At 46.7% G+C, this 11,920-nt stretch carries 15 protein-coding genes; 1 reads left to right on the top strand and 14 read right to left on the bottom strand.

Features of this window, described 5'->3' with window-relative positions; genetic code table 11:
• Nucleotides 1–5: 5 nt before the first annotated feature.
• On the top strand, nt 6–158 hold the full coding sequence (locus D1970_RS22340; protein WP_181213254.1) for a hypothetical protein: 153 nt from the start codon (nt 6–8) through the stop codon (nt 156–158).
• A gap of 56 nt (nt 159–214) precedes the next feature.
• Here the strand turns inward: D1970_RS22340 and D1970_RS09395 are convergent, their stop codons facing one another.
• From D1970_RS09395 to D1970_RS09330, 14 genes are read right to left on the bottom strand one after another with little or no spacing between them, the layout of a single operon-like run.
• The gene (locus D1970_RS09395) at nt 215–826 is read right to left on the bottom strand and encodes a histidine phosphatase family protein (RefSeq protein WP_119112598.1); all 612 of its coding nucleotides are present in this window, start codon (nt 824–826) and stop codon (nt 215–217) included.
• A gap of 4 nt (nt 827–830) precedes the next feature.
• Nucleotides 831–1,550: an ATP-binding protein gene (locus D1970_RS09390; RefSeq protein ID WP_119112597.1), complete on the bottom strand. Its 720-nt coding sequence runs from the start codon at nt 1,548–1,550 to the stop codon at nt 831–833.
• A complete protein-coding gene (locus D1970_RS09385) occupies nt 1,516–2,040 on the bottom strand; it encodes an ECF transporter S component (RefSeq protein ID WP_119112596.1) in 525 nt (174 codons plus the stop codon). Before D1970_RS09385 ends, D1970_RS09390 begins: the two co-directional genes overlap by 35 nt.
• Nucleotides 2,021–2,614 carry a cob(I)yrinic acid a,c-diamide adenosyltransferase gene (locus tag D1970_RS09380; protein WP_119112595.1) on the bottom strand — a complete coding sequence of 198 codons (594 nt, stop codon included), beginning with the start codon at nt 2,612–2,614 and terminating at the stop codon, nt 2,021–2,023. Before D1970_RS09380 ends, D1970_RS09385 begins: the two co-directional genes overlap by 20 nt.
• A 12-nt stretch (nt 2,615–2,626) precedes the next feature.
• On the bottom strand, nt 2,627–3,067 hold the full coding sequence (locus D1970_RS09375) for a bifunctional adenosylcobinamide kinase/adenosylcobinamide-phosphate guanylyltransferase (protein WP_119112594.1): 441 nt from the start codon (nt 3,065–3,067) through the stop codon (nt 2,627–2,629).
• Nucleotides 3,019–3,627: a histidine phosphatase family protein gene (locus D1970_RS09370; protein WP_119112593.1), complete on the bottom strand. Its 609-nt coding sequence runs from the start codon at nt 3,625–3,627 to the stop codon at nt 3,019–3,021. The genes D1970_RS09375 and D1970_RS09370 overlap by 49 nt, the downstream gene beginning before the upstream one ends.
• A complete protein-coding gene (cobS, locus tag D1970_RS09365; RefSeq protein ID WP_119112592.1) occupies nt 3,585–4,373 on the bottom strand; it encodes an adenosylcobinamide-GDP ribazoletransferase in 789 nt (262 codons plus the stop codon). The genes D1970_RS09370 and cobS overlap by 43 nt, the downstream gene beginning before the upstream one ends.
• A complete protein-coding gene (locus tag D1970_RS09360) occupies nt 4,360–5,871 on the bottom strand; it encodes a cobyric acid synthase (RefSeq protein WP_119112591.1) in 1,512 nt (503 codons plus the stop codon). Before D1970_RS09360 ends, cobS begins: the two co-directional genes overlap by 14 nt.
• On the bottom strand, nt 5,868–6,446 hold the full coding sequence (locus tag D1970_RS09355; protein WP_119112590.1) for a bifunctional adenosylcobinamide kinase/adenosylcobinamide-phosphate guanylyltransferase: 579 nt from the start codon (nt 6,444–6,446) through the stop codon (nt 5,868–5,870). Before D1970_RS09355 ends, D1970_RS09360 begins: the two co-directional genes overlap by 4 nt.
• Complete coding sequence (cobD, locus tag D1970_RS09350; RefSeq protein WP_119112589.1) at nt 6,425–7,504, bottom strand: threonine-phosphate decarboxylase CobD; 1,080 nt, start codon at nt 7,502–7,504, stop codon at nt 6,425–6,427. The genes D1970_RS09355 and cobD overlap by 22 nt, the downstream gene beginning before the upstream one ends.
• Nucleotides 7,479–8,444 carry an adenosylcobinamide-phosphate synthase CbiB gene (gene cbiB, locus D1970_RS09345; RefSeq protein WP_119112588.1) on the bottom strand — a complete coding sequence of 322 codons (966 nt, stop codon included), beginning with the start codon at nt 8,442–8,444 and terminating at the stop codon, nt 7,479–7,481. Before cbiB ends, cobD begins: the two co-directional genes overlap by 26 nt.
• A complete protein-coding gene (locus D1970_RS09340; protein ID WP_119112587.1) occupies nt 8,441–9,904 on the bottom strand; it encodes an adenosylcobinamide amidohydrolase in 1,464 nt (487 codons plus the stop codon). Before D1970_RS09340 ends, cbiB begins: the two co-directional genes overlap by 4 nt.
• Nucleotides 9,897–10,967 carry a FecCD family ABC transporter permease gene (locus D1970_RS09335; protein ID WP_119112586.1) on the bottom strand — a complete coding sequence of 357 codons (1,071 nt, stop codon included), beginning with the start codon at nt 10,965–10,967 and terminating at the stop codon, nt 9,897–9,899. Before D1970_RS09335 ends, D1970_RS09340 begins: the two co-directional genes overlap by 8 nt.
• Nucleotides 10,933–11,895 (bottom strand): ABC transporter substrate-binding protein, encoded by a 963-nt coding sequence (locus tag D1970_RS09330; RefSeq protein WP_119112585.1) that lies wholly within the window; start codon nt 11,893–11,895, stop codon nt 10,933–10,935. The genes D1970_RS09335 and D1970_RS09330 overlap by 35 nt, the downstream gene beginning before the upstream one ends.
• Nucleotides 11,896–11,920 lie beyond the last annotated feature (25 nt).

Genomic DNA, 11,920 nt, shown 5'->3' with positions numbered 1-11,920 from the left:
TTTCTTTGTCAATTCTAGTCGGCGTACTTTCATTATTATTTATGTGCTGCTCGATTCTCATTTTAACTTATATGGCAGCTACCTTAAAAGTTAAAAAGGACCATAGAAACGAAGATAAGGGAGCGTATAGCTATCTGTTTGATGTGTATGGTGATTAAACAAAGAAAAGGCACTCATACTTGCGAGTGCCTTTTCTTAGCTTATAAAATTAGAGCTACGCTTTTGAATGCGCCATACAGCCCTTAAGCAGGAGTTCTTTTCCATTCTCGTCCATTTTCACGATTGTCAGGCAGGTCCCATGAATGAACGGAGGATCCCAAATTCTTTCCGTTTCCTGTTCCCGGCACAGTAGATAAAGCGTTTTAATCACAATTCCATGCGTGATGACAAGCACATTGCCAGAAAGAGAAGACTCCTCTAATTCCTGAAGAAAACTCGCGAGCCTGTTCCTTACATCAGCAAAGCTTTCACCTGATCCACCATCATACAACTCGGGTTCGTTCCAATATTGCTGAAAGGATTTAGGATATTCTTTTTTCACTTCATCCTCGGTTTTACCCTGCCAATCTTTTAAGTCAATTTCCATCAGCCGCTCGTCTGTTACGAGTGGGATGGAACGATTTCCAGCGACAATGCTTGCGGTTTCCATTGTCCGTCCGCTTGGGGAACAATAAATCCACTCAAACTCAGTCTCTTTCAGCCGCTCTCCCAGCGAGTGGGCATCACGTCTGCCTTTTTCAGTTAAAGCTGAATCCAGCCGGCCTTGGGACCTCTTCTCGACATTCCACTCTGTTTCTCCATGCCTGATCACATATAATTGCAGCATTTTTTCACCCCTGTACCTTCACGCTATGAAAATATGGTCCTGTCATATTTTTCATATCTTCTTCTATACTGGCATTGTAGACGGCAATAAAGCAAGTCGACGGACCTGCGGATTGAAGGAGATCGACATCTGTTTCAATCTCGCTCTTTTTAAAATGCCTGTTCGAAAAAAGCACATTCAACTCGGCAAGGATACCTTTTGACCCGACTGGAAGTGTAATGATGTCCAGATGTGAGGCTACTTCCTTAAATACGGCCAAAGGAGCTCCTTCACTACTTCTTTTAATCACATCATTCCCGACAAGCGGAGCGCCAATCACTGCAATTTTTGATTTATTGTCATAATGAAGCTTTTCATCCGCACTGCCTTTTTTCTTTTTACCCAGCACATTGATAGAGAGAGCAGACTGTTCCATCGGAAAATTGGTCTCCGTACTCCCGGTTAACTCCACTTCTTCGATACCAAGCTCAGACAGCCCCTTACGAATTCCTGCTGTGATCTCATTCCAGGCTGTTTCACCACAAAAATTATGCAGGGTAACAGCAAACGGCTCACCACCTGCAGCAATGCACTCCATTGCTGCGACTCTTAAGGAATAATAGCCAAGGGTGTCATAAGGCACCTTCACAGAATCAGCAGGTTTCATCCCGATTGCCCCACTATTATCGCTTGCAATTATTATCGACATTTCATCGGTAAATGGAATTATCAGCACGTCTCTCATCGGCAACTCCCTTCCTGCCGCTCAATATACGGCCAAGTCGTGGAATGACGATCATGGCAAATGCTGTATTAAGGACAGAACCTATTACCAGCGAAGGTATGAGAGCGATATAAAATACTTTGCTGATAATGAACATAAACGGAAGCGGAGCGACGAAGCTGTTAGCGAGAATAAAGAAAAGAGCCGCACTCCATTTTCTTTCAGAACGATACAAAATGGAGAATAGTGCTGCCAGTACGGCCATCTCCACTGCAATAAGGCCATGAAGCGGACCGAGCGGCATGCCACCCATCAATGCAGAGAGCATATGCCCGATCCCGCCTACAGCAGCTCCCGCGACTGGCCCGAGAAGCGCAGCCGCAAGCAGGGCTGGGAAAGAATCCAGCGCAACACTTGTGATAACAGCCGGAATTTTAATCGCAGCCCCAACTGCTGATAAGGCAGCAAATAACGATATTAAGATCATTCCCCTAATTTTCTGATTTCTCATCTTTTCTCTTCCCTTCTCTAAATACTTTCCCACTCCTGATATACTCCACGTCTTTCACTTGCATGCGGAAATTGATGACCCTGGCAAGGGCAAAGAAATAATCCGACAGCCTGTTAAGGAATTGAAGAGATGTTAGCGATACATCCTGTTCAGCTTTTACAAGGGAGACAACAAGCCTCTCCGCTCTCCTTGTGACTGTACGCGCCAAATGAATGGATGCCGCTGCTGGGGCTCCGCCAGGCAGAATAAATCTCTCGAGCTCCGGCGCCTCAACGATCAGTTCGTCAATTCTAGCCTCAAGATCATCCACAGATTCCTTTTTCAATTTAAGCTCACGTGAATTTGTCACGTTTGCCAAATCTCCTCCACAATCGAACAATTCATGCTGAATTTTCTCAAGGTCTTCCAGAACATCCGAAAAAATCTTCGGATCGAGCTGCGTGACTGCCTGTCCGACAAAACAGTTCACTTCATCCACTGTCCCGTAAGCTTCCACCCTGATATCATCCTTGTCGACCCGTCCGCCAATAATGCTTGTCTTTCCGGTATCACCCGTCCGTGTATACAGTCTCACAATAATTCCCCCTTATTTGATTCTTTGGTTAACTCCATACCATATAACATCCATTCGTTCAGCATGTGAAGCTGTTTCCTGGCATGCCCAGCCTGCAGCGTCCCGCCAGCTCCGTTCCTCTGCGAGCATTGGGACAATTCCTTTTGTAATGTCAGCCGCGATGATGATCAGCACGCGGGCGCTTTCCTGTTTTTCCCACTTCAGCCATTGTTCCAGCTGTTTTTGCCATTCCACACGCGCTCCATCAGCACCCTTGCTGCCGGCCCATTCCTTCAGCCACATTTCCATCCCTTCAAGGACAGCAACTGTTTCTTTGTTCTGACCTGAAGGAAGGCGGGGAATACCTTCGGCTTTATATGCTGATATCCACAAATGGGGTGTGTTGTCCAGTCCGTAAAATGAACCTATCCATTTTCCTTTTCCGTTAAAGCTGCCTCCCGTAACAAAATGCATCTTTCACCCCTCCTTAAGCCAGCTCGCTGCCAAACAAGCTCATAGCCTTGTCCATGGTTAACTTTCCATTCCCAAAAATCCTTTTCACTTGGTGCATAACGCGTCAATAAAAATCGAATCACACCGCCATGGGTTACGACTGCTGCTGATTCGGCCTCAGCCATCAGTACACGGTCAATCAGCCGTTTCCAGCCGCGCTCCACTCTCTCTGTGAATTCCGTAAAAGATTCCCCTCCAGGAGGCTTTGCTGTTTGGGGATTATCCAGCCAGCGGCGGTACTCGGCTATATCCTTTAAATCCTCATATGTCTTTCCTTCCCAAACACCGAAGTGAGATTCCCTCAGCTCACTCAGACGATCAGGTTTCCTGCCAGGGAAAAGAATTTCCGCCGTCTTCAAGCATCTGCCAGAGTCGCTTGAAAAAAGCATGTCATAGCTGCAGGGAACCGTACTTAATTTCTCATCGCACAGCGGGGAGTCCGTCCAGCCAAGATAGGCGCGACGCCTGTTCTCCTCTGTCAGCCCATGACGGTATAATGCAATAGCCACAGTGTCATCCATAGCAGTAGCTCCGTCCCTTCCACACTGGCTCCAAGGACGTCACCTGTCAGGCCGCCAAACCATGAGAGTATTTTTTGTTTTAAATACAGCACCGCTAAAAAGCAGACAACCATGAGAATCAGTGCAAAAGGCAGCGTTTGGCCAAAGGACGCAGCAATCGCAAGGAAGAGCCCTGCATATAACCCGTAAATGGCTAAAGTGCCCTTTCCAGCCGAGCTTTTAAACATCTGTCCCAAACCGTCATTTTTCGCTGACGGAACCCTCAACAGCAACACACCCATCACCATTCTGCTAAAAAACGGAAGAAGCAGGATGTATACATAGGAGAAAGGCTGAATCATAAGGATGATCTCATAAATGAAGAGGAACTTCGCCGCCAATATAATGATGACTGACAGAACGCCAAATGCCCCTGTACGCGGATCCTTCATAATTTCCAGTCTTTTTCCCCTGTCCTGATAAGAGAAGAATGCATCGCTGCAGTCGATCCAGCCGTCAAGATGGATACCTCCGGTCAGTACGATTCCCGCAAGCCAAATAAGGAACGCAGCTGCTAGAGGAGATAGAGGAGTCCATACAAGAATTATGTATAGAAGGGAAGTAACAATTCCTCCCAAAAGCAATCCGAGCAGCGGAAATGTTTTCATAGCGCGGTCAAGGTGCTCGCGGTCCATAGGCAGAGCAAAAGGTATTGGTATACTGGTGAAAAATTGAACATTGATGAGAAAACCTTTAAACCACTTCATTATGTGTACTCCATTGTTCAATGATTAACTTCAGCTTCTCCCAATCAAGATGCTTAAGCATATGGGCTGCCAGCTCATCATACTTTTCATCCTTTATCCGGCTATTATGGAGAGTTTCCCGCATCGGTACTCCTTTGGCTTCCCGCAATCGGTTCAGCCATAAATTCCTCCATTCGTCATTATGGAAGAGATGATGAAGATACGTTCCGATCAAACGGCCGTCATTCCCGCAATATCCTTCTTTATGCCCGTTCAGCTGCAAAAACGGCAGGCTTTTTTCCCCGAACACCGTTTCTCCAAGATGGATTTCGTATCCACTGACGGGAACTTGGTTTAACCCTGTTCCTTGGTGAATCACGCCTTCTGCCCGGACCGTCTTTTTTTCCTTTGCAAAGGTGGTGGTACCCGGAATAAGCCCAATGCCTTTTTCTTCAGTAAAAGGAACGCCTGTATCACTTCCTTCATGATCAATAAGGTGCTCGCCGAGCATCTGGTAGCCGCCGCATATGCCAGCAATATATCCGCCTGTTTCAGCATAGCTTTTCAGCCAGTCAGTAAGGCCCGCGTCCTTAAAATACATTAAATCCCGGATAGTGCTTTTCGTTCCCGGGAGGATGACTGCGTCAGGACTTCCTATTTCTGCGAGTGTGCTCACCCAGCGGATGGACACATCCTCTTCATAATAAAAAGGCTCAATATCACTGTAGTTTGAAATATAGGGAGCCTTAAAGACTGCGATATCGATAAGGCCAGCTTCATTGCTTCGGTGAGACTGCGGGATGGACAGCGAATCTTCTCCATCAATCATGTGATTATCCATATAAGGCAATACACCGAGCACCGGAATGCCCGTTTTTTGTTCAAGCCACTCAATTCCGTCCTCAAACAGGCTGATGTCACCCCTGAACTTATTGATAATAAGTCCTTTTACTCTTGCCCTTTCCTTCGGCTCAAATAGCTCAAGCGTTCCGACAATACTCGCAAACACTCCGCCTCTATCGATATCCGCTACAAGAACAACCGGCACATCTGCCATTTCAGCGACTTTCATATTGACAAGCTCCCTGTCTTTTAAATTGATTTCGACAGGACTGCCTGCACCTTCCATGACAATGACCTCATAATTATTCTCCAGTTGATGCAAAGCTTCCCGGATTGTCTCTAAACCCCTCTCATAAAAAGAATTACGGTATCCCCTTCCTGATAAGGTCTGTTCGGCCCTGCCGAGTAAAACAACTTCAGACTGGCTGTCTGATCGGGGTTTTAGCAGGATTGGGTTCATCCAGACGGTTGCTTCCGTCCTTGCAGCTTCTGCCTGGATTCCCTGAGCCCGTCCGATTTCTTTCCCATCGATGGTGACATAGGAATTATTGGACATGTTCTGCGACTTGAAAGGCGCTGTGCGCACCCCTTCATTTGAAAATGCGCGGCATACTGCAGTAGCGATGAGGCTTTTGCCGACGTCAGAACCTGTGCCCTGAATCATGATTCCCTTCATGGTGCTTCATCTCCTTTTAAAAGCAGCGGAATACCCGCCTCAACTAAATAGAATGTATCCGCTTTCTCTGCCACTCTTTGATGAATCTTACCAAGCATCCTTGTATAGGCAAGCACCATGCTGGTGCTGCCTGCAGGCTCGTGAAAGATCTCATTACTGACAGCGATCAGACTATATGCGCTTCTGGCAATTTCTTCGACCCCACTAACGATTCTGTCCATCGTCCGTACTTGAAAAACAGGGTCCCTCCATTCTTCCCCGTTTTGAAAGAACTCCTGGTTTAGCAGGGTAGTTAAACAATCGAGCAATACGATATCACTCTTTGAAAAAGCGCCACTCAGGCTTGCGAGATTGTGTTCCTCCCATGTCTTCCAGTTCAGGCCGCTTTTTTTGCGATCCTCCTGGTGACGTTTTATCCGCTGGTCCATCTCATGGTCGCTCCGCTTTCCTGCAGCAATGTAGTGAAGATTTCCCGATATTTGTCCCGCCATTTCAGCGGCAAGCTTTTCAGCAAAGGAGCTTTTCCCACTCCTGACTCCTCCAGTGATGAAAATCAATGACTGCTTTTTTTCCATAATGCAATCCTCTCCATCAGTGTGCCATTATCCTTGGAGCCTTTGACCGCAAACCTTAGCCAGTCTCCTTCAAGGCCAGGAAAGTTCATCGTATGCCTCGGAACTATCCCGTTCTCAAGCAGGAATCTGAACAGAGGGAGCTGGCTTTTTGCTGTCGGATCTTTCAAAAGGTAGAAATTTGTGGAGGATGGAGAATAAGTAAACTCATTTTCTTCATAAAAAGTAAACAGCTTTTCTCTTTCACTTTTCACAAGCCTTTTTGTTTCAGCCACATAAGATTCACTTTCAAGACATATTTCTCCGGCCTTGAGGGCGGGTGTATTGATGCTCCAGTGCTGCTGATAGCCTGCGAGCTTTCCGACAATCTTTGAGTTCCCCATAATATAGCCGAGCCGGAGACCTGGTATGGCAAACATTTTCGTCATCGACCGGATGACCAGCAGATTCGAATAGTTTTCTATGTAGGAAACTATCGGTTCATAGTCCGGCACAAAATCATAAAACGCCTCGTCCACAATGAGGAGACAATCATTCCTGAGGCACTCTTCCAAAAGGTGCCGTATAATCTCCTTACTATAGTAAACGCCAGTCGGGTTGTTGGGATTACATAAAAATAAGGCTTCTGCATCCTTCAATTTGCTGGATAAGTCCCGCTGCTCCCATTCCCAATCGCCCGGCTGCAGCTGGTGGTACCCGACATCACAGGAATGCGTACGGCAGGCCTGCTCGTATTCCGAGAAAGCAGGCTCTACAACGACTGCTTTTTTCCCTGCAAGGAGCCTTCCAATCAGGAAGATGATTTCAGCGCCGCCATTGCCGATCAGGATCTGTGATTCATGTATCCCTTCCTTTTCAGCAAGCTTTTTTTTGAGCACAGCACCTTGCGGGTCCGGATAGTCGGATATTTGATCAAAAATAGTATTCCATTTTTCTTTTAGAACAGGGGGAGGTCCAAGGGGGTTAATATTCGCGCTGAAATCTGTAATCTTTTCAGGCATCCTCAAACCAAGCGTTTCAAATAAATACTGTGGGTTAGAACCATGTGGCGGCCATTTCAAACAGCATTCCTCCCAGCCATAAAAAGATCATAAACGTCGGGACAGTCCTTGAGACAATCCTGTTAGCCTTTAATATATGTGCCTTTCCCATTGTAACAACCGGATCGCCCATTGTTGCCCGATTAGAGATGACTCCATTATAGTAATTGACACCGCCAAGCTGGATGCCGAGGAGCGCTGCGACAGCTGCTTCCCCCCAGCCGCTGTTCGGGCTCGGGTGCTTCTTCGCATCACGAAAAACTGTCCTCCAAGCCTGTCTTACCGTCATATGCTCCGGTCTGGATGACAGCAGCATGGCGAAAGAAGTTAACCTGCTCGGGATATAGTTTACAAGGTCATCCATTCTTGCTGACGCCCACCCGAACTCGAGGTACTTCTCGTTTTTATAGCCAACCATTGAATCACAGGTGTTGATTGCACGATACATGATGGCCGCAGGAGCACCGCCTATCAGTGCCCAGAACAATGGTGCTGTAATCCCATCGCTCGTATTCTCCGCAACCGTTTCAATCGTGCCCCTGACGATGTCTGGTTCTTCTAGTTTATCCGTATCACGCCCGACAATATAGGAAAGCTTCTCTCTAGCTCCCGCCATGTTGCCGAGGTTCAGTGGTTCATATACAGTGAGTGCCGCTTCTTTCAGGCTTCTTTGAGCAATTGCGGTTGAAATGAGAAGGCTCTCTGTCAAAATGCCCGCGACGGGATGAATTTGGTAGCATATAAGAGTGACCAACAAAGCAGTCCCCCCTGCGGCAAACATGACGGAAATCAGCATTCCTATCCCCTTTGCCTGTTTCCCTTGACCTCTATTCCAATGTTTTTCAAGCTTGGCGATAAGCGATCCCATCGCTTTGACAGGGTGGGGCCAGTCGGGGGGATCCCCTATGAAAAGATCAATGACAACAGCGATCGTGATGGCAAGCAAATGATGCAGGATCATGAGCCGGCCCTCTCCCTGCTCTTTTGAATCGCCCTGCACGTGCATTCGTGCACACCTTTTCCAATTATCTTACCGAGAGATGTAATCGTGCCGGCATAATCAAGTCCGCTGCCTCGCTGCGTGGCTGCAATCAAGATACTGTCAGTGGATGTCCCTGTTGCGATTGTGCCAGTTATAAGATCTTTAACTTCCATATCCGACATTGCTTTCGCCTTTGCTTCTGAAGCTGTGACAATTGCCTGAATATACGCCTCCTCTGTTAAGACTCCGTTAACAAAAACCCAGGTATTGATTGTCCCAGGCTTCATCCCGCTGGAATGTGCATCACTTTTTGAGGCATCGACGCTGTTGCCGACACCTGCAGTCACTACAACCAATACTGAAAAATTACTTCCTTCATAAAAATGATGGCAGACATCCTCCAGTATAACGGCGGTCATCATCCCAACCGTTTCTACCGGTTCGAAGTTATAAGAACGCAAATATTCCCTCATTTCATTCCGATGGTCGCTGCAGTCGTATCGTCGATCGACATGCCTGTTGACAAAATTTTTATGCCATCCTGTCCCTGATCCGACCACACCAGATGACATGGTTTTGAGAGGAAAGGGTGCTTTCAATACAATATGTTCCAGTGAAAACGAAAGCATGGATTCATTGATGCTTAAATCCCCTTCTGTTTCTCCCTCAGGCAAAAGTACGAGTTGGGGGGCGGGAACGGAAGGATGCGGCTGCTTCATAATTTTTGTCCGATAAACGGATCGAATCCGATCCTCTTCCAACACTTCATCAGGCAGCCCTTCCTTCTGGATTTTTCCGTTTTCCAGGAGCAGAAGACGATCACAGTAAAGCCCCGCAAGGTTAAGATCATGAAAAATCGAGACAACGGTCAATCCCTGTTCCTTCGTCCAGCGCTTCAATGTATCCAGCAGGCTTTTTTGGAAAGATAGATCAAGGTGATTTGTCGGTTCATCAAGAAAAAGAATTTCCGGCTTCTGGGCAAGAGCCTGCGCAAGGTAGACACGCTGCCGTTCTCCCCCGGAAAGCTCGTTAAGGTCATGGTGTGCAAATGGGTCTACTTCTGTCTGTTTCATCACTTCCATGACAACCGATTCGTCTTCTTCTGTCCATGTCTGGAACAATCCTTTTTGATGTGCATACCTCCCGAGTGACACTGTTTCCTTTACTGTAAACGAGAAGGTTTGAGATGAATGCTGCGGAAGAATGGCTGCCACCTTGGCCAGTTCCTTCAGTTTGTATTCTTCAATCGGTTTTCCTTTTATGTAAGCCTTGCCCCCAGCAAAAGGCAAGATGCCTGTTAGCATTTTCAGTAAGGTCGTCTTTCCGCTGCCGTTAGGACCTAAAATGCCAAACAGTTCACCTTTATTGACAGAGAAAGAAATATCATTTACAACCTTTTCACCGGAATATCCTCCAGTTAATTGCTGTACATTAAGCATTTGTCATTCCTCTTCTTTCCCGTTGTTTTTTCATCAGTATAGCTGCAAATACAGGAGCGCCTGCGATACTCGTAATGACACCTATCGGAATTTCTGTTGGCGAAATGACCGTGCGGGCAACCAAATCGGCCAGGATGAGAAAGCCGCTTCCAGTCAAGATTGATAAGGGAAGGAGATGTGTGTGATCTGGACCCCATACCAGCCTTGTTAAATGGGGAATGACGAGGCCCACAAAACCGATTGTCCCAGATACAGCAACCGCTCCTCCTGTGAGGATAGATCCAGCAGCCAAAATGACCATTTTCCTTTTTTGCACGTTTACTCCAATATGGCGAGCACGTTCTTCGCCAAAGGACATGGCATTCAGCTCCTTGCCGTTGAATAATAGAAGCAACGAGCCGACAAGGAAGAAAGGGAGTAAGATTTTGATATAGTCCCAGCCTCTCATTGAGACACTTCCAAGCAGCCAGCCGATAATCTGCCGCAGTTCATCCCCAGTAAGAGCAATCATAAGGGAAATAAGTGCACCGAGAAAAGAACTGAAAATAATGCCTGTCAAAATAATTGTTTCAACTTTCATCACCGGGTCAATTTTCCGAACAAAAAAAAGGACGGCTGTGATGGTGAGAAAAGCAAATACGATGCTCATGATTGGCAGGGTAAATTGGCCCGCACCAGGAATGGTAAACCCGAAAAACAGTGTGATCACTGCCCCGACGGAAGCGCCTGATGAAACGCCAAGTGTATATGGGTCTGCGAGGGGGTTCCTCAGCAAACCCTGGAAGGCAGCTCCCGCAATTGCGAGAGATGCTCCAACCAGGCCTGCCAGAATGACTCTTGGCAGGCGTATGTTCATAACGATATTCGTATGCATAGGTTCAATCTCTCTTGCAAACGGGAGATGAAAAACTTCATTTCCTATGATGGCGATGATATCGCGGACAGGAACCGATACAGTTCCGACCGAAATAGCCGCAAGCATGGCTGCAACGAGAAACACCAATGCTATGATATAGGCTGTTGCCGGGTTATTTAAAAACGTCCGGGTATACGACTTTTGCAATTCCCTCGACTCCTTCAACAAGCCTAGGGCCTGTCCGGGTCACCTTGTCCGAATGGACATCGGCCACTTCATTATTTTTAACGGCATTGATATCTTGCCAGCCCTCGCGGCTTGTGACATTCTTGACCGGCTCCGGCGTGTAGTATCCGTGTGTGGTGATAATGACGTCTGGGTTGCTCTTAATGACAGCTTCTGGATCCAGCTTTGGCCAGCCTTCTTCTTTTACGGCATTATTTGCATTGATCAGGCTTAGCATTTCATCGATAAAAGTATTTTTCCCGGCAGCAAAAATTTCCGGAGCTGGCGAGACTTCGACAAAAACCGTTTTCCTGTCTTTTTCTTTTATGGTTTTTGCTTTTGTTTCAATCTCTCCAAGTTTCTCCTTCATATCTGCAACAAGGTTGTCTGCTTCTTTGTTTTTACCAGTTGCTTTCCCAACCATCCCGATAGATTCGTATACTTCGTCAAAAGTTTTTGCATCATTTACAATGAGTACCGTTATACCCGAATCGCGAAGCTGTTGTAAGCCTTCTTTGGAATTATGGGCACTAGAAGCGTGTGCTAGCACAAGGTCTGGCTTAAGGGAAATAATTTTTTCTACGTTAAATTCCATTCCGCCGATTTTTTCTTTTTTGGTGACTTCTTTCGGATAGTTGTCATAATCTGAAACACCGATAATTTCTTTCCCAAGGCCCAAAGCAAACGCAATTTCAGTATTGCTAGGAATCAAGGAAACGATTTTTTCCGGTTTGGATTGTACGGCCACTTTTTCACCCGTACCATCCTTAATGGTTACCGGGAACGCCTTGCCGCTCTGTTCTGTCTGCTTTTCACTGCTGTCCTTGTTGTCAGCTGCGCTGTTCCCGCAGCCAGCTAGGGCAAATACTGCCAGCATAAGGGCAAAAATAATAGTGTATAACTTCTTCATTTGTTATTCCTCCAAATTATGTAAT

It is taken from the genome of Mesobacillus zeae (genome assembly GCF_003570705.1).
GTDB classification, from domain to species: domain Bacteria; phylum Bacillota; class Bacilli; order Bacillales; family Cytobacillaceae; genus Mesobacillus_C; species Mesobacillus_C zeae.
Note: the sequence above shows the minus strand (reverse complement) of the source record. Positions and strands in the feature narration are given on the sequence as shown.

Excerpts from the sequence above, each read along its gene's own strand:
- D1970_RS09395 (WP_119112598.1), bottom strand. The coding sequence starts at position 826 with ATGCTGCAATTATATGTGATCAGGCATGGAGAAACAGAGTGGAATGTC.
- D1970_RS09390 (WP_119112597.1), bottom strand. The coding sequence starts at position 1,550 with ATGAGAGACGTGCTGATAATTCCATTTACCGATGAAATGTCGATAATA.
- D1970_RS09385 (WP_119112596.1), bottom strand. The coding sequence starts at position 2,040 with ATGAGAAATCAGAAAATTAGGGGAATGATCTTAATATCGTTATTTGCT.
- D1970_RS09375 (WP_119112594.1), bottom strand. The coding sequence starts at position 3,067 with ATGCATTTTGTTACGGGAGGCAGCTTTAACGGAAAAGGAAAATGGATA.
- D1970_RS09370 (WP_119112593.1), bottom strand. The coding sequence starts at position 3,627 with ATGGATGACACTGTGGCTATTGCATTATACCGTCATGGGCTGACAGAG.
- cobS (WP_119112592.1), bottom strand. The coding sequence starts at position 4,373 with ATGAAGTGGTTTAAAGGTTTTCTCATCAATGTTCAATTTTTCACCAGT.
- D1970_RS09360 (WP_119112591.1), bottom strand. The coding sequence starts at position 5,871 with ATGAAGGGAATCATGATTCAGGGCACAGGTTCTGACGTCGGCAAAAGC.
- D1970_RS09355 (WP_119112590.1), bottom strand. The coding sequence starts at position 6,446 with ATGGAAAAAAAGCAGTCATTGATTTTCATCACTGGAGGAGTCAGGAGT.
- cbiB (WP_119112588.1), bottom strand. The coding sequence starts at position 8,444 with ATGATCCTGCATCATTTGCTTGCCATCACGATCGCTGTTGTCATTGAT.
- D1970_RS09340 (WP_119112587.1), bottom strand. The coding sequence starts at position 9,904 with ATGCTTAATGTACAGCAATTAACTGGAGGATATTCCGGTGAAAAGGTT.
- D1970_RS09330 (WP_119112585.1), bottom strand. The coding sequence starts at position 11,895 with ATGAAGAAGTTATACACTATTATTTTTGCCCTTATGCTGGCAGTATTT.